Here is a 16,967-nt window from a genome sequence, read left to right as displayed (position 1 = left end):
TTAAGTCCAACCCCTATCTTATCAGATTTATTAAATTTGGGTAGGATTGAGGGAGAATCTTAGAGAAAAGTTAAAGCCCACAAGTGATATACTTAGAGTGTGAATGGAGGAGATACAATGGCAAAATTTACCCTATACGTTGTCCGACACGGACAAACTTATTTCAATATTTTTAACAAATTACAAGGCTGGAGTAATTCACCACTAACCGACAAGGGAATTACTGGTGCCAAAAAGACCGCTAAACGTTTATCTAACATCAAATTTGTTCAAGCTTACTGCAGTGATACTACTCGTGCTGAAGATACCGCCAAGATTATTCTAAACGATAATTTAGTTTCAGATATTAATGAGCCTGTCGTATCTCCCAATTTTCGTGAACAATTTTATGGTTATTTTGAAGGATTAAACATGGATGAAGCGTGGTACGAGGCCGGAGCACCTCATGGAGTACCAACTTTTAAAGACATTGTAAATAAATATGATATCAATACGGCTAAGGACTATATGAAAGAGGCTGATCCTTTCCATATGGCTGAAAATGCAGCTGATTACTGGAAACGACTTGATAAGGGGTTAGATATGATTACTCACGATGCTAAGGTTCAAGACGGCGACAACGTCCTCTTGATTAGTCACGGAAATACCCTGCTTAGTTTAGTAGAACGTTTTTCTGACGGACAGTATGATATGACAAAACGTCCCGAGAATGGCAGTATTACTAAGATGAGTGTTGATGGTAATCAAATCAAGGTCACTGAATACAATAAGTAGTGGAGGCGAGGCGACAAATGCATGAAGCTAATGACAAGATCATCAATTCCTTTAACATGCAGGACTTTATTTTTCGAATTGGTGAAGTTAGTAAGATGACGGGGGTATCACCAAGACAACTCCGATACTGGGAGAAAAAGGGATACGTGAGAAGTACCCGAGTTGAAAAATTAGCGTCACGAGTTTTCAATTTTTCAAATTTTGTACTGATTAAGTTAATGAAAGAATATCTAGATGACGGTTACACCCTGACGTCTGCTTATCAAAAGGCGACGCAGTTTAAATCACGAATTGCTTTTTTGTATTCCTTTTTTAAGCGAGTGGATCATGGTTGTGACGAAGTAAATGGAAAACGAATGGCAGACATGGGATACTTTGATGATGCGCACACGAAGCGTTTGTATGGCTACCTTGATGACGACGGGGAAGTTAAGTACCTCGTAAAAGATAACTAAAATTACTCGAAAAGACACCGAAGCTGATAATTAGTTTTGGTGTTTTTTGACGGAATGACTCATGTACGGTAGCATATTTATTGGCAGTAGAAAAAGTAGAGTGCTAGGAAGGGTCATTTGATAATGGCATTGCTTGAAAAAGTCATTTTGACAGTGCTGGGGTTGGTATCAATTTTGATACTAGTTGCAGTTTTGTTAGTATTTTAGAATTTAACCCAGTGGGGGAATCGGCAGAGATGACGATTCCCTTTTTGTTAGGAACCTTGTTTTTAGGGACCAAAAGTATATACTTTTGAATAATCATTAATTATGTCGGAGGTGTGAACGATGGAAAGCGAATTTCAAGAAATTGGCAGTAAGTTTTCAGCACGGCATGTAACGGTATTTATTCAAAGACAGACTGTTTCCCAAATAGTTGTGAAATGAAGTTGAGTCATAATTTCATTCGATTATTTGGGTGAAACATTCATCCTGAATCAATCATTGAATTTCCTCAACTTCATTAGTAATCGTTAAACTGAAATGAGGGAAATTATGAAAAATATCAGGAAAATGTATACGTATGCATTCTTTTCTAACTTAACCTTTGAATTAGTAATTTGGATGCTTTATTTGAAACATATGGGATGGTCGGTTGGACAAATTGCGTTGCTGCAACTTGTGATCAACGTAACGCAGGTTATTTGTGAACTACCATCCGGAATCATTGCTGACAAAATTGGCTACAAGACCACCTTGATTTTGGGTCAGATAATGTGTGTATTATACGTGGCAACTTTTTTTGTCGCACGTAACCACTTGTTAGTATTTGGTGGATTTATTTTGTTTGGAGTTGGACTTTCACTAATTTCGGGAACCGATGAGGCCATCATTTATGAGGCGGATGAAAAACAACACTACCAGAAATTCTGGGGACGCTACAACGCCATCATGATTTGTACGATTGCTTTCAGTAATATGGTTGGTGGGTATTTGGCAGACGTTTCGTGGCCACTGGTATTTACCGCCTCAATTATGGCCCACGTTCTTTCAATCATGACGGTATTAGTGATCAAACCCCGACCGGTGGTTAATGAGCCCAATGCTCCAAGTGTCTTAAAGCAATTACGGACTTTCTTGGTTAGTAATAAAAACTACCAGAAGTTAATCCTAGTAGTGGCGATTTCACAGGCTACGGCTTCGATCATGTATCAATACGGGTCGTTGTACCTATCCCACATTACAAGATTTAGCACCGGTAACATTGCGATGATCCTGGCGATTGTTGATATCATTGGAGCTGCTTTTTCGGCAAACGTCTTTAAAGTAGTGGCTAAATATGGCCGAATGAGGGTGATTTCTGTAAGCATGGCAATTGGCTTATTGATGTCACTACTCTTAGGGATTTCAAATTTCATCGTTGCTTTAATTGCATTTGTAATTTTTAGTTCACTTTTTGAAGTGTGGGATACGACACTAAACGCTGAACTGCAGGATACAGTGGTGAAACGACTCCGAGTTACGTTGATGTCTTTTTGCAATCTAATTACGGCTCTTTTGATGGCACTTGAGTCATTGTTTATCAGTGCCTTTTCAAAGGTTATTAACATTCAGGTGATTTTTGTATTATTTGGTGTTACGGCAATGTCTGGTTCTTTGGTCATCTTGTTTCTTTACTTTAAATCAATTCGTAAAATGAATGTTTAGGGCATAATAAAAGCCATCAGTTTAACTGATGGCTTTTTGATTATTTATTTTTGGCTCGTTTGTTTTTATAAAGGGGCCAATGATGCAAATCGGAACGAGGTAACGTGATTGCTAGTTTGCCAAGTCCAGTCGTGACAAGTGGCAGGATGACATTAAAAATAATAATCGTGATGATGACGGTCAGCCCGATGAAGTCAAGCGAGTGAAGCAGACTAACGAAAAGGCCGAATGTAATGATAATGGTAGCAAACATCACGTAACTAACTGTTTTTGTAAATGCACTTGTCCCACCGGTCAACCATCCTAGTAAGTCCGGATTTTGTTTTCGGTAGGAAATGGCCAAAAAGGTTAATTCAAATATCCCGATTATGGAAAGGGGAACCAGCATGGAAACGGATGCCTGCCAGTTTAATTGACCGTCACTTGCGGCATAGTACATGATAAGTTGGGTAACCTTCAGTGCGGAAAAGACACTCATCACGTATGTGACCAACCACCAAAATGGTTGGAGAATGGAACGACTAACGATGATGATGGAGGCGAAAACGATTAAGAAGATCATCATCATTCCAATAATAAAGTCGTGGTCAAAGTTAGTTTGAACGTTGGCGTTTTCAATTGGTTGTCCGGTATAAGCGACCTCAGCGTTTTCCAGGCTGGTGTTTTGTAACTGGTTTCTAACCGTATTTTGCATGTTGTGAACGTTATTTAAGTTCGTGTTGCCGGTGGGCTCATTATTAAATTCTACTTCGAGCTTGGTTACTTTTTGGTTCTCGCTTGCAAAATTATACTTAGTTTGATAAAAATCGGTGTCATTAATCTGTTGCGGTGAGATGTAGAAGGTATTCCCAGCACTTGACTTCTTGACACCATTTAAGTAACCAGTGACGGGCGTTAACTTATCCTTACTTTCCTTTAAAGTTCGGTTAACGGACGCAATTTCACCACGAACTTTAGACGCTTGTTCGTTGTATTGCTGGACCGCTTCTTGCGCTTCCAGTCCAGAATTTTGGGCGTCAGAGATTTGGTTGCTTAACTGGGTCAAGCTTTGACTGGTGGTACTCAACTGATCAGACACTTGTGAGAGATTTTGGCGAAGTTTTTTGGACTTCTGGGCTTGATTAGATGACTGAGCCGTTTCAAGTGGAGTGAATGTGCTGAAATTGTTGGTGTCAGCTTGTTCACTCGTATCGCTAATCCGATCAAGTTGTCTAATCAGTGAATCGACTGATTTAGTCTGATTCTTAATGTTTTTCTGTTGAAGTGTCTTGTTTGCACCCTTAAGGGTTCTTTGTGAGCCCTTAAGGGAATTACTAATGCCATTAAGCGTTGAAGTGGTCTTATTCAATTGATTTCGTAAATAGTATTTATCAATTTCATCCCCACCTGGTTGAGTCACAGAGTACACCTGCGCAACGTTTTTTTGGGACTGAAGCTTCGTTGTAACCTGGTCAATGGCACTAATGGTGTTGTCATTATTAAAGGGTCGGTTATTTTTGATGTAAATAGTGACTGGAGTTGGTTTTCCCTTATTAAAGTGATTTTGAAGGATGTGTCTACCGACTTCAGCCTGATCATTAGCAATTAAATTGTTGTTATTAAGGTAGGTTACATTAGGACGATAGAATAAAACCAGTGGGACCGTAATCACTAATGCAATTAGTAGGCCCAGGAGTGGATTTAAAAGCGAGACATGGGCAAGTTTACCCCAGAAGCCCTCGTTTGCTAATTTTAAAGTTTTCTTCTTTGGCCAGAAGAAAGTTGGTCCAAGGAGTTGCATGAACATTGGGGTCACGGTCATCACGGCTAATAAAGTTATTAGTACGACAATGGCGACGCTACCAATGGCCCGAACCGAACTAAACTTGAGCAGGTAAAGTGATCCAAATGCTAATGACGTAATTATTGCGGTTGCCCCAAGTGGATATGTAAGACTTTTAGTGGCTGTTTTACTGGGGTCAAAGCTTTCTTTTTTAAGTGCTAATTCAAAACGTCGATACAAAAAGAAACTAGCAAGGGTACCAAATAAAGTTACTACCAAGCCAGTTACTAAAGGAATGTATGGCGAATACGGGAGACTAAGTTGAGTTGACATTAAAGCTGTTGCACTTAATGAGACCAAGTAAGCAATGATCATGGTGATAAAGGTAAAGACTGGTGCTAATAGTGATCTAAATGCAATGGCAATAAAGACTAAAGAAAGAATGAAAATTGTAATGGTCACAATGTTAGTGACGCTTAAAATCTTCTCATTGTTATCTTGATTAATTAATTGCGGACCGGTGACGTACGTCTTCAGTCCATTATTAACGTTGAATTGCTTTTGAATCGTGTTAGCAAAACTTGCACTTGTGGCATTGCTTTTTGGAACATGAATATTCACAATCTCGGTTGATTGATCGTTGGAGATAAACTTTGAGGCACCATTCGGGCTCGTGTGAGCGGTGGTGATCCGACTAATACCGTTGTCCCCGTTACTTTTCTGAATCTTACCAACCCGATTGTAAATGTCCTTTTGCTCAGAACTGGTAATTTTACCCTTGTTGGCGTGGTAAACGATGTTCATACTTGTGGTTCCATCTAAGCCTTCGCCCCATTGGTTCTGTAAGTTCTGTGCTTTATACATCTGGGACTTTGAGTTCATTTCCGGGTTGCCAGCCTGCATCACAACCTGACTCAGGTTGGGGAGACTGACAATTGCCATAAAAATGACAACTAGCCAAATAATTAAAGAGAAAATCCTATTTTCGTGTAACGTCCTTATAAAATGTTTCATCGAAGAAAATTCCTTTCATTTTATTTCACTACCCCCTCATGCTCATTTTATATTAAATTAGTTCTTAAAGAAATGGTTTGCGCGTAAAAACAGCAACACAATGATGATAAAAATGATCGTGATGATAATGGTTATAATCCACGCTGATGGTTTATCCATAAATGGAAGTTTTACGTTTTCACCATAGAACCCAAATACGATGTTTGGAACACTTAGAATTAACGAAAAAACGGTTAAAAACTTAATCGTGTTGTTCAAGTCACTATCAAGGAGGTTGGAATAAGCGCTTGCTACTTGCTGGGTCGCGGCGTTCGCCATCTCTGCCATCGAAAGTCCCTGTTGAAGTTCGATACTGATATCTTCAACGGCAGCTTTTTGATCCTCAGTGAGGTCCCTTGTAAAACGCCGCTTGAAGTCGTTAATCATATCGTTGTTTGATCCGAGTGACGTTAGGAAATATACTAAGTCCGTCTGTAGATTAAGCAGGTGGTTGATGGCACTTTTATTGGCCTTGCCACGTAAGTTACGTTGAATGTTAGTTCTGACACTGTTGATTTGGTTAATATAATCAAAGTATTGGACGGATAGTTGGTACAACGTTTTATTAATTACGTCAATTGGTTGCAATTCTGCGAGTTGTTTTGAACCGGCTTTCTTTATAATGGAAGAAATGAGTTCGTTAACGAAGTTAGTTTTATCGGCCGTGAACGTAAATAACATGTTGTCATGGGTTATGATTCCAATTGGTTCAGCAGAAACATCCCCGTTAAAACGAGTCGGTTCGGCCACATCAAAAATGAAAAGGAGGACTCCTTCTTCATCGTAATATTCAACCCGAGGCCGTTCGTGACGGTCAAGTGCATAATAGAGCATTTCGTTATTTAAATGGTATTCTGTTTTTAAAATTTCCTTATCAGCTGGACGGCAATCGATGGTTTTAATCCAGTTAATATTTTGGTTGATTTTTTCAATTTTAATCAATGCAAAACTACTCCCGTTACTATATTGTCAGATATCTTCATACTACACTAAATGGCTAAGTTAGTCGATTTTAGTGGGTGTTTCTTCTATTATAATGCGTAATTGGAAATGAGTAAGAAACTTTTTTAAGTAATCATAAATACTCAACAAAAAATGGTTGGCTAAGGTATAATAACCACATAGGGAGATGTTGTCCGTGAAACACAGTAAAAAGAAAAACGTGTGGATTGCAGTTGTGATTGGAGTAGTCGTCGTCTTACTACTTGTGTTCGCTGCATTTAAGATTAGACACATGTTGATTAACCATTCATATCAAGTTCGACAAGAGCAAATGAATAACGCAACCAAGAAACGTGATAAAGAGATCGAAACTCAGCACAAAGAGTTTATTCAAAAAATTGGTGACCCAGCCGTTAAGATTTACGAGAAAAAACAACAGGTTTTGCCAAGTATCGTGATCGGACAGGCTATTCTCGAATCGAATTGGGGGCAATCCGAACTCTATAAGAAAGCCAATAATCCGTTTGGAATCAAGGGAACGTACAATGGTCAGTCAATTTCGTACGATACGACCGAGTACGTTAATAACAAGAAAACGACCGAAGTGGGTCAGTTTAGAAAATATCCATCGGTTGCTGATGCCATCGAGGATCATAATGAGACTTTAAATACCAAGTTTTTAAAGAAAACGGGCATTACGAGCTTTAGGCAAGAAGCCAACTTGTTGCAAAAAAATGGCTACGCTACCGATCCCGATTACGCTAATAAGCTGATTGGTGTCATCGTGAACCATCAATTAATGAAATACGACGTTAAAGCAATTAACAATTACTAATTACAACTAACTAATGGAGGAGTCTTTGATTGTTCGACCTACTCGCTAAATTATATGGTCCTTTTTTTGATCTACATAACTGGGAAACCGTCATAACGTCTGGAAATGACTGGTTGATTATTTTCTCATTGGTAGTGATTGAATGTCTTTTATCCGTTGATAATGCAGTTGTCCTTGCGGCCCAGACTCAAGTTCTTCCTACTAAAAAGTGGCAGGAAGAATCTTTGTTTTACGGAATGTGGGGAGCATACATCTTTCGCTTTTTGATCATCGGAGTCGGAGTGTACCTAATTAGGTTCTGGATCATTAAGGTATTAGGTGCAGCTTATTTGTTTTATCTTGCGTTTAGTTTCTTCTATAATATGCACAAGAATAAGCACAAAAAGAGCCGAACTCATCAGGTCAAACCAAATAAGAAAAACCACACTCGCAAGTACTTTTGGTGGGTGGTAGTTCAGATTGAATTCATGGACATTATCTTTTCAATTGATTCGGTGCTAGCGTCGTTAGCCATTTCACCTAATCCAGTGATCGTCTTAATTGGTGGGATGATTGGGATTTTAGCGATGCGTGGGGTAGCTGAAGTCATAATGATGTTGATGAAAAAGATTCCTGAACTACAGCCGATGGCGTACTTTTTGATCATTATCATTGCATTGAAACTTTTCTTATCGATTCCAATGATTGACATTGAGATTCCAGCGGGATGGTTTGGAATCTTGGTAATTGTCACACTAGTGGCTACTTTAGTTATCCATGTGATTAACGTGAAGAGGGGGAAAGACTATGGCAGTGGATCTAAACCAGAATAATTTTGACTCAGAAATTACGGGACCAATGACCGTGGTTGACTTCTGGGCACCATGGTGTGGTCCATGTAAAATGATGGATCCGTTGATTTTAGAACTGGAACGTGAGTACAAAGGTCGAATCAAGTTTTTAAGGCTTAATGTCGATGATAATCAGGAGATTGCCAGAAAATACCGGGTCATGAGTATTCCAACACTAGTATTATTTCGTAACGGAAAGGGCGTTGAGAAGGTCACCGGAGTGTATCCTAAGAGTAAATTAGAGCACTATTTTAATCGAAAATTAGCTGAAAAATGATGAAATTAAGTAAAGTCTTATGCTTTTAATAACTTTTTTTATGGCATAAGGCTTTTTCTTTTGCTAAAAATTGGTGTTGTGAATTGTTGATCAATCCTTGAAAACGGGCATTTTTACGAGTTTTGTTACATTGATGTTACAACGTGACAAAATAATCGGTTTTTTTAACATTGCTGTTTTTGCCATGTAAATAACAGTATTTAGAATGTGAAATTGTTGTTTGAGTATATTTCAGTTTTAAGAAAACGGAAGTAACAAAAATTTATAGGAGTGATTTATCATTTTATTAAAATCTAGAAACGTAAAGGTGCTTTTAGCATCTATTTTCACAGTAGCCGGTGTGTTAATGACTGCAGGCTTCAACGCCAACGCTGCCACTAACACTAATCAAGTTACCGTTAAGAGCGGTGACACAGTCTCAAAAATCGCAAAGCAACACAATACTAGCATCAGCAGCATTGTTAAGGCTAACCACCTTAAGAATGTCAACCTGATTCATGTCGGAGAAAAGTTAACATTACCTACTAACGCAAGCAACATGACTTACCAAAGTAACAATACTCAAACACAACCATCTGCTCAGGTAAGTAGCAATGCACAATACACTGCTGCACCACAGCAAAACGCACAACCTGCTCAAACACAACAACAAGCAACAACTACAACCACTACTCAACCTGCTGCAAGCAGTAACAATAATGCAAGCAATGCCGGTGATAACTCTGGTTTAGCATCAATTGCACAAGTTGAATCTGGTAACTCATACAGTGCTCGAAATGGTCAGTACATTGGTAAATACCAATTGTCTTCATCATACTTAAATGGTGATTACTCTCCAGCTAACCAAGAACGTGTGGCTCGTCAATACGCAGTTTCACGTTACGGTTCAATCGCTGCCGCTGCTCAATTTCGAGCATCACATAACTACTGGTAAGATTTAATTTCAAGTTAACGATTACTCAAACGAAAAACAAGATGCAAAAGGGACGAAGAATAATTCTTCGCCCCTTTTTTGAATCCAAAAAATCCCAGTACCATATTTATGATACTGGGATTTATTTACTTAACCTTAGCTAAGAAGTAACGTTTCTTGCCGCGTCGTATGATGATAAACTTCCCGTCAAATTGAGCTTGGGGGTTAATTTCAGTATTGACGTCGGTAACCTTTGCTCCATTGATGGTAATAGCGCCATTATTAACGTCTTCTCTAGCCTGCCGTTTGGATTTATCAACTCCAACCGCAATGATTAAATCGACTACGTTTACGGGATCAGAACTAATCGAAGACGTTGGGACACTGTTAAATGCCTGACTAACTTCCTTTACTGATAGGTCTTGAACGTTGCCTTTAAAAAGAATTTTTGAGATGTTTTCGGCCTGCTTAACGGCGTCTTCACCGTGCACAAACTTTGTGACCTCACGTGCTAATGTTTTCTGTGCTTCTCTTTTCCAAGGCTCATCTTTAACTTTTTGGGCCAGTTCATCAATTTGATCCTTAGGCAAAAAGGTGAAGTATTTGAGGTATTTGATAACGTCAGCGTCGTTTTGGTTTAGCCAGAACTGGTAAAATTCATACGGTGAGGTCTTTTCTGGATCAAGCCAAACAGCACCACCAGCGGTCTTTCCAAACTTAGTTCCGTCTGATTTAAGCATTAATGGGATGGTTAATCCGTATACCTCGGCGTCTTGACCTTCAACGCGATGAATGAGGTCAATTCCGGCTGTGATGTTTCCCCATTGGTCCCCACCACCAATCTGGAGCTGGACGTCATGGTCACGATAAAGAGTGAGAAAGTCCAGTGCTTGTAGGATTTGGTAGGTGAATTCTGTGAATGAAATGCCCTTTTCCAGGCGACTGGCCACCACTTCTTTTGATAACATGGTGTTAACGTTAAAGAGTTTTCCGTAGTCACGAAGAAAATCAAGCAGTGACACGTTAGACGTCCAGTCGTAGTTATTCACGATGTGAATGTTACTGTCACTGCCGAAGAGGTGCTTCATTTGCTTCGTTAGGGCGTTAACGTTGTGTTTGACCATCTGTTTGGTCTGAAGGGGACGTTCGGTGTTTCGACCACTTGGATCACCGATGGAACCGGTGGCCCCGCCGATTAGGATGTAAGGGTGAAAACCAGCCCGTGAAAAACGTTCCATGATCATAAACGGAATTAGGTGACCAATGTGCATACTATCACCAGTTGGATCGACCCCACAGTATAGGGCAATCTTTTTCTCGTTGGTTAATTTCTCTAGTCCGTCTTCGTCGGTTGTTTGGTTAATGGCGCCTCGCCATTTTAAATCTTCAATGATATTCATTGTTATTTTCCTCCTGTTGTTGATAAATAAAAAGCGTCCTAGTAGTAATTGACTACTGGGACGCTTGTGCGCGGTACCACCCACGTTCAGATACAAAAGTACCTGCACTTATTTTGATGTGTAATTTTAGGTAGTTCATCTAATATCCTGTGTGGCTTGCACCAACCGCCACTTCTCTTACCACTTAAATATTAGACTACTTTTGATAAACTCATCGTATCATTACCTAGCCCAATTAACAATATGCAAATTATTCAAGGTAAATTTGACGTAACTGATGAATGTCGGCATTGGTCAATCCAATACCTTCATGGAGAAATTGGTTCATTCCGCCGTATAATTGATTGATTTCGTCCATTGCGGCATTGAAAAAGTCTAATGAGACACTATAAAGGGATCTCAGACTCTTTAGGGCTGCATCATTATATCCTTCTTCTTTGGCTTGCTCTAATCGAGCATCAATCACTGGTTTTGCCACCTGATTGGTTAACAGGTAATCTTCTTCGATGGTTTTACGATCGACTCCTAGGGCAGAGAGGATCATGGTCGCAGACATTCCGGTTCGGTCTTTTCCAGCTGTACAGTGAAATAGGACGGACTCGTCATCTTGCCTGTTATCGAGTAGAACTTCAAATAATTTTTTAAAAGCCAAACGACAGTGTTTCGTTTTAATCATGCTTTTATAGACGTGTTCCATATGATCATGACCATAATTAGGGTGATTGCACAGGACTTTCTTCATTTCAGCTGGACTTTTCGAATTGTCAGTTGCGTCTTCTTTAAAGATCGGATCAAAAATGTAGTCGACAGCAGAAGTTTCCACTTGATCGGCCAGCATGTCGACTTCAGGTTGACTTCTGAGATCAACGTCAAAGCGAACCCCGTAATGCTCAATGGTTTTTAGATCATTTTCACTGAGCTCACCTAAGTGTCCCGCACGTAGTAACTTGTGCCACTTAGTGGTTTTACCATCAACAGTTTGGTATCCACCTAACTCACGAAAATTTTCACCAGTTGGAATGGCTAGAACTCTTTTATTTTCCATGTTTTCCATGTAACCCACCTTTCAATGTCAGTGTAATATAATTATATCATGAAGCCCGTGTTCCACATGATTTTTTGAGATATGATTTTACAAATATTAGAAAATAGAATAAGCTTAGCGTATGAAGATTATTAAGGAGAGTATGAATTATGGCAATGACTGAAAGACAAATGATTCAAGAAATCTTAAACACGGTTGACGTTGGTTATGATTTTGAAAACGTTGATGAAGATAACAAGCAGTACACGTTATTGATTAAACGTCAGGATAATGATGTTCGTGATTTAAACGAGATTAATGCTGAAATCAAGGAATACTTTAAAGATGCTGATTTTTCTTATGACGAACAGGTTGAGCCAAAAGATATTGATGCTGACATTCGGGTTGAAGTTAAGCGTTAATTAATGATGCCATAAAAGAGAAAGTAGATTTTAATCTACTTTCTCTTTTATTTTCAAGTAGTGAGATGAATTGAATCGTGCTAATATGAGTATCAAAAATACGATGAAACGGAGATGAACCAGTTGTCTGACAATAAAGATTACGTCCTAGCGATTGATCAAGGATCGACTAGTACGAGAGCGATCATTTATGATCATAGTGGTAGAAAAGTAATTGAGAGTTACAAGGAAGTTCCTCAAATTATCAATAGTGACGGATGGGTTGAACAGGATCCAAACGAGATTTGGAACTCCGTGCTTTCCGCTATTGCGAGTGCCTTGATTGATGCCTCCATTCACCCCGAAAACATTGCCTCGGTGGGGATTACCAATCAGCGTGAGACCACGGTAGTGTGGGACAAAGTGACCGGCAAACCCATTTACAATGCCATTGGTTGGCTTTCAAAACAAACTAATTCAATTGCTGAAGACTTAAAAAACAGAGGGTACGAGGACCTAATTCATAAAAAAACGGGCCTAGTTATTGACTCGTATTTCTCCGCTACCAAGGTCAGGTGGATTTTAGACCATGTTAATGGTTCACAGAAGCGCGCTTCTGATGGTGAATTGTTATTTGGGACCATTGATACGTGGCTCGTCTGGAAATTGTCTGGTGGGAAATATCACATTACTGATTATACGAACGCCAGTCGAACGATGATGTTTAACATTAATGACTTAAAGTGGGACGACGAAATCTTGAAGATTTTAAACATTCCAAAGATCATGCTTCCGACCGTTCATGCTTCTGATGGAGTTTATGGAACGACCGAAAACTACCAATTTTATGGTGTTAGTGTCCCAATTGCTGGAATTGCTGGCGATCAGCAGGCGGCGTTGATCGGACAAATGGGCTTTTCAAAGGGAATGGTTGAAAACACCTATGGTGATGGTGCTTTCATCATGATGAATACGGGACACCAGCCGCAGTACTCAGACGAGAATTTGTTGACGACCATTGCGTATGGAATTAACGGAAAAATTACGTATGCACTTGAGGGTTCAATCTTCGTGGCTGGAAGTGCGTTGACGTGGCTTCGAGACCAAATGAAGATTATCACCAGTGTTCCTGAGTCCAGACAGGCGGCTAAACGATCGACCGACCACAATGAAATCTACGTTGTTCCTGCTTTTAATGGATTAGGGGCCCCATACTGGGACCAAAATGTCAGAGGAGCCGTTTTTGGGATTACCCGAGGAACTAACAGTGATGATTTTGTAAAGGCCACGCTTCAGTCAATTGCGTACGGAACCAAGGATATCGTTAACACGATGGAGTCCGATACCGACCTCGATATTCCACAGATTCGAGCTGATGGGGGAGCTAGTCGCAATAGTTATTTAATGCAGTTTCAGTCTGACATTTTGAATATTCCGGTTCAACGAGCCAGCGATGAAGAAACGACCGGATTTGGGGCTGCCATCTTGAGTGGACTAGCAACCGGGTTCTGGAAAGATTTAGATGAAGTTCAGTCCATTTATGAAGAGGGAAAGATTTTCACTCCTTCAATGAAAGCAGCTGAACGAGATAAATTGTATCAGGGATGGAAGCGAGCGGTTAAGGCCACGCAGGCTTTTAAACCCATTAATTAAGACTTGCTTTGCAAGTTTTTAAATTTTTCTTAATGAAAACGTTTTCTTTTTATTTTTGACGTGTTATAATTAATTTCGTAAATAAGGGTTACAAAAGTATTTTGAAAAGAAGGTATGGGATATGAGTTTTGAAGCAATATTAATTGGATTAATTCCAGTGATTGGTTGGGGGCTATTTCCAACTATTTCATCAAAAATTGGTGGTAAACCAACGAACCAAATCTTTGGTGCCACAGTTGGTACATTGATTTTTGCGATTGTTGTCTTATTATTCACACAAGCTGGCTTCCCAATGGGCTGGAACTTAGTCTACGGAATCTTGTCTGGTATGGGTTGGGGCTTCGGTCAAATCATGGCCTTTAAAGGTTATTCTTTGATTGGTTCTTCAAGAGTTATGCCAATCACGACCGCATTTCAGTTGATTGTAACTGCTTTGTGGGGTGCATTTGCGTTAAGTAGTTGGCCTGGTATTGGTCACAAGATCATTGGAATCCTTGCTTTGATCGTTATCATTATCGGTGCCACTCTTACCACTTGGAGCCAAAACAAAGAAAACGTTAATAAAGGTGCGCTTGAAAAAGCAGTTATCTTACAGTTAATTGGTGTTATTGGTTACTGGTTATACTCAGCCGCTCCACAGGTTAATAACTTGACTTGGGCTAAGGGAATTTTGCCACAGTCCACTTCAGTAATGACCCCAATGGAAGCATTCTTGCCACAGGCAATGGGAATGGTCTTGATGGCTATTATCTACGGTTTGATGAACATGAAGAGTGAAAATGTGTTTGCTGAGGGTGTTTCATACAAACAGATTATTGCTGGTTTCTTCTTTGCAATTGCCGCATTCTCATACTTGATTGCTGCACAACCAAACATGTTAGGTCTTTCAACTGGATTCGTTCTATCACAGGTATCAGTAGTTGTTGCTACCTTGACCGGTGTTTACTTCTTACACCAGAAGAAGACTCCAAAGGAAATGGTTGCTACTTTGATCGGTTTAGCTTTGATCATCGTTGCTGCTGCCGTTACCGTTATGCTATAAAATCATTAATCTCAAACAAAAAACACTTCACATTATGTGAAGTGTTTTTTGTGTTCCTAATTATTTATAATAATGACTTCGTTTTAAAAGTTCAGCTGAACGTTTATTGATGGGAACAAATCCCTTATTTTGCAAATGCCGGAAAAACATCATATTGTATACAAAACTCCATGCTAATGGCATGATTGCAAAAATCTCATAGGCAGAGGATGCGATGTTTAATCCAGTTAAGACGGTAAGTGCCATTGCTAGGATAAAATCCACCCCTAGCATACAAAGGGTATTATAGAAATCACCACGAAAAATAGAAGGCCAGATTCCAAAAACTAGCGTAGTGAATGAGAAGCCCACCTTTTGGACTTTGACTTCTTGGGTTTCTTTATTTTGCACGACGGCGTAGTTAGGTGGCAAGAACATGTTGTTCATGCCATTATTCCCACTATTATTGCCGTTATCGAATGGATTCATTGACAATTGGACCTTTCTAAGACTTTAAAGTAAATTTGACGACGACTTCGACGTGCGGAGTCTGTGGCATCATATCAACTGGTTGCAGGTAGTCCACGTTATAAGACTTCGTTAGTTGAACTAGGTTCTGAGCTAGCGTTGATGGATTACATGAAACATATACAAATTTTTGTGGTTTAGCGGTTAAAATAGCATCAATTAGGTGTTGGTCAAGGCCAACGCGTGGTGGGTCAACCACCAGTGCCGTGGGGTTAAAACCTTCGGTTATCCACTGCGGCATCAAATCCTCGGCACTGCCAAAGTAGTAGGTGGCGTTATCAATATGATTGATTGCTGCATTATGATTGGCGTCGGTGATGGCTTCCTTAACGGTATCCATTCCTCTAACTTCAGAAACTTGGTTTGCTAATGAAAGACCGATGGTTCCCACCCCAGAATATGCATCAATCAAACGATCATCAGAATCAAGATTGAGGGCTGTTCCAGCTAAATCGTAAAGTTTAGGAGTCATAATACTATTTAGTTGGAGAAAAGCTCTTGGTGACAACTCAAATGATAAACCATTAATTTTTTCGGTAATACTGTCATTTCCAGCTAAATGAACCGTCTTTTCTCCCCAGATCAAGGGTGAGTCACCAGGATTGATGTTTTGCATGACGGAAGTGACTTCTGGAAGGCGATCGGAAATCATTTCTAAGAGTTGATTTTTCTTAATCAACTTGGGCGTGTTAGTGATGAAAACCACCTGCACGTCGTTGGTATTGAGAGCTGCTCGAACTACCAAGGTTTTTAAAATGCCAGAGTGATTGGATTCAACGAACGTTGGGATGTTTAGTTCCTGAACCATTTCTACTAAAGCGCGCATGACCTTCATGGTAAGCGGATATTGAACGGAGCACGTCTCCATGTCGACCACTTCGTGAGTTCCTTCTTTATATAATCCGGCGATGACTCTTCCGTTTGCTTCAGTTCGAACTTGAAACTGGGCCTTATTACGGTACTCATAGGGATTATCCATCCCGATCGTTTCCCTGACATCATAATGATCATAAGCCCTCGGATGATATCTTCTAAGCGATTGTTTAACTAAATCACGTTTGAATTCCAGTTGCTTAGGGTATGCGAGGTCTTCGAGTTCAAAACCACCGACTTCTCCAGCATATGGATCACGCGGTTTAACCCGAAAGGGACTTTCCTTATCAATTTGAACTAATTTTCCGCGTAGGTATTTAGGTTTAATCTCGGTTACATCAGCTTGAACTAATTCACCAACTAGCGCACCAGGAATAAAAATTAATTTGCGGTGAAAATAACCAATTCCCTCACCATTAATTCCGAGACGCTTGATGGTGACCGTAACTCGTTGGTGGAGTTCTACCGAAACATTTGACGATCTTTTTGAACCGTTTCTAACTCTTTTATAACTCATTAGAACTCCTTTTTTCTTCATAA

The 16,967-nt window shown here is 39.7% G+C and carries 16 protein-coding genes; 10 read left to right on the top strand and 6 right to left on the bottom strand.

All coding sequences use genetic code 11. The features are described 5' to 3' along the window. Positions 1 to 117 precede the first annotated feature (117 nt). The 3 genes from AC6UDE_RS06535 to AC6UDE_RS06525 all read left to right on the top strand — a co-directional run bounded on the left by AC6UDE_RS06535 (position 118) and on the right by AC6UDE_RS06525 (position 2,915). Complete coding sequence (locus AC6UDE_RS06535) at positions 118 to 774, top strand: histidine phosphatase family protein (protein WP_500695822.1); 657 nt, start codon at positions 118 to 120, stop codon at positions 772 to 774. Positions 775 to 791: 17 nt separating this feature from the next. Continuing rightward, positions 792 to 1,229, top strand: a complete 438-nt coding sequence (locus AC6UDE_RS06530; protein WP_500694070.1) for a MerR family transcriptional regulator — start codon at positions 792 to 794, stop codon at positions 1,227 to 1,229. Positions 1,230 to 1,763: 534 nt separating this feature from the next. Next, entirely contained in the window at positions 1,764 to 2,915 is a 1,152-nt protein-coding gene (locus AC6UDE_RS06525) for an MFS transporter (protein ID WP_500696968.1), read from the top strand. Positions 2,916 to 2,955: 40 nt separating this feature from the next. Here the strand turns inward: AC6UDE_RS06525 and AC6UDE_RS06520 are convergent, their stop codons facing one another. After that, positions 2,956 to 5,619, bottom strand: a complete 2,664-nt coding sequence (locus AC6UDE_RS06520; protein WP_500696967.1) for an MMPL family transporter — start codon at positions 5,617 to 5,619, stop codon at positions 2,956 to 2,958. Positions 5,620 to 5,748: 129 nt separating this feature from the next. Further along, entirely contained in the window at positions 5,749 to 6,672 is a 924-nt protein-coding gene (locus AC6UDE_RS06515) for a magnesium transporter CorA family protein (protein WP_500694066.1), read from the bottom strand. Between the two features lie 196 nt (positions 6,673 to 6,868). Here AC6UDE_RS06515 and AC6UDE_RS06510 point away from each other — a divergent pair, with 196 nt between their 5' ends. The 4 genes from AC6UDE_RS06510 (at position 6,869) to apf (ending at position 9,548) form a co-directional block, all read left to right on the top strand. Further along, positions 6,869 to 7,507 (top strand): glycoside hydrolase family 73 protein, encoded by a 639-nt coding sequence (locus AC6UDE_RS06510; RefSeq protein WP_500696966.1) that lies wholly within the window; start codon positions 6,869 to 6,871, stop codon positions 7,505 to 7,507. A gap of 29 nt (positions 7,508 to 7,536) precedes the next feature. Further along, positions 7,537 to 8,319, top strand: a complete 783-nt coding sequence (locus tag AC6UDE_RS06505; protein ID WP_500696965.1) for a TerC family protein — start codon at positions 7,537 to 7,539, stop codon at positions 8,317 to 8,319. After that, positions 8,294 to 8,614: a thioredoxin gene (trxA, locus tag AC6UDE_RS06500; RefSeq protein WP_500694063.1), complete on the top strand. Its 321-nt coding sequence runs from the start codon at positions 8,294 to 8,296 to the stop codon at positions 8,612 to 8,614. The genes AC6UDE_RS06505 and trxA overlap by 26 nt, the downstream gene beginning before the upstream one ends. Positions 8,615 to 8,921: 307 nt before the next feature. Beyond that, the gene (gene apf / locus AC6UDE_RS06495) at positions 8,922 to 9,548 is read left to right on the top strand and encodes an aggregation-promoting factor (protein ID WP_500694062.1); all 627 of its coding nucleotides are present in this window, start codon (positions 8,922 to 8,924) and stop codon (positions 9,546 to 9,548) included. A gap of 125 nt (positions 9,549 to 9,673) precedes the next feature. On the opposite strand, the gene tyrS is transcribed toward apf, so the two are convergent. After that, entirely contained in the window at positions 9,674 to 10,927 is a 1,254-nt protein-coding gene (gene tyrS / locus AC6UDE_RS06490; protein ID WP_500696964.1) for a tyrosine--tRNA ligase, read from the bottom strand. A gap of 250 nt (positions 10,928 to 11,177) precedes the next feature. Next, on the bottom strand, positions 11,178 to 11,972 hold the full coding sequence (locus tag AC6UDE_RS06485) for a tyrosine-protein phosphatase (RefSeq protein WP_500696963.1): 795 nt from the start codon (positions 11,970 to 11,972) through the stop codon (positions 11,178 to 11,180). A 149-nt stretch (positions 11,973 to 12,121) separates the two neighbouring features. Between AC6UDE_RS06485 and AC6UDE_RS06480 the strand changes: the two genes are divergently transcribed. From AC6UDE_RS06480 to rbsU, 3 genes are all read left to right on the top strand, one after another. Continuing rightward, a complete protein-coding gene (locus AC6UDE_RS06480; RefSeq protein WP_010022943.1) occupies positions 12,122 to 12,373 on the top strand; it encodes a hypothetical protein in 252 nt (83 codons plus the stop codon). Between the two features lie 114 nt (positions 12,374 to 12,487). Continuing rightward, positions 12,488 to 14,005: a glycerol kinase GlpK gene (glpK, locus tag AC6UDE_RS06475; protein WP_500696961.1), complete on the top strand. Its 1,518-nt coding sequence runs from the start codon at positions 12,488 to 12,490 to the stop codon at positions 14,003 to 14,005. 121 nt (positions 14,006 to 14,126) lie between these two features. Continuing rightward, entirely contained in the window at positions 14,127 to 15,047 is a 921-nt protein-coding gene (gene rbsU, locus AC6UDE_RS06470; protein ID WP_500694058.1) for a ribose/proton symporter RbsU, read from the top strand. Between the two features lie 60 nt (positions 15,048 to 15,107). Here the strand turns inward: rbsU and AC6UDE_RS06465 are convergent, their stop codons facing one another. Together AC6UDE_RS06465 and rlmD are read right to left on the bottom strand one after the other, a co-directional pair. Further along, complete coding sequence (locus AC6UDE_RS06465) at positions 15,108 to 15,521, bottom strand: hypothetical protein (protein ID WP_500694057.1); 414 nt, start codon at positions 15,519 to 15,521, stop codon at positions 15,108 to 15,110. A gap of 10 nt (positions 15,522 to 15,531) precedes the next feature. Beyond that, positions 15,532 to 16,944 carry a 23S rRNA (uracil(1939)-C(5))-methyltransferase RlmD gene (rlmD, locus tag AC6UDE_RS06460; RefSeq protein WP_500696959.1) on the bottom strand — a complete coding sequence of 471 codons (1,413 nt, stop codon included), beginning with the start codon at positions 16,942 to 16,944 and terminating at the stop codon, positions 15,532 to 15,534. Between the last annotated feature and the right edge of the window lie 23 nt (positions 16,945 to 16,967).

Source organism: Fructilactobacillus sp. X2R5C3 (genome assembly GCF_059901325.1).
This window is presented reverse-complemented; position numbering and strand designations above follow the sequence as displayed.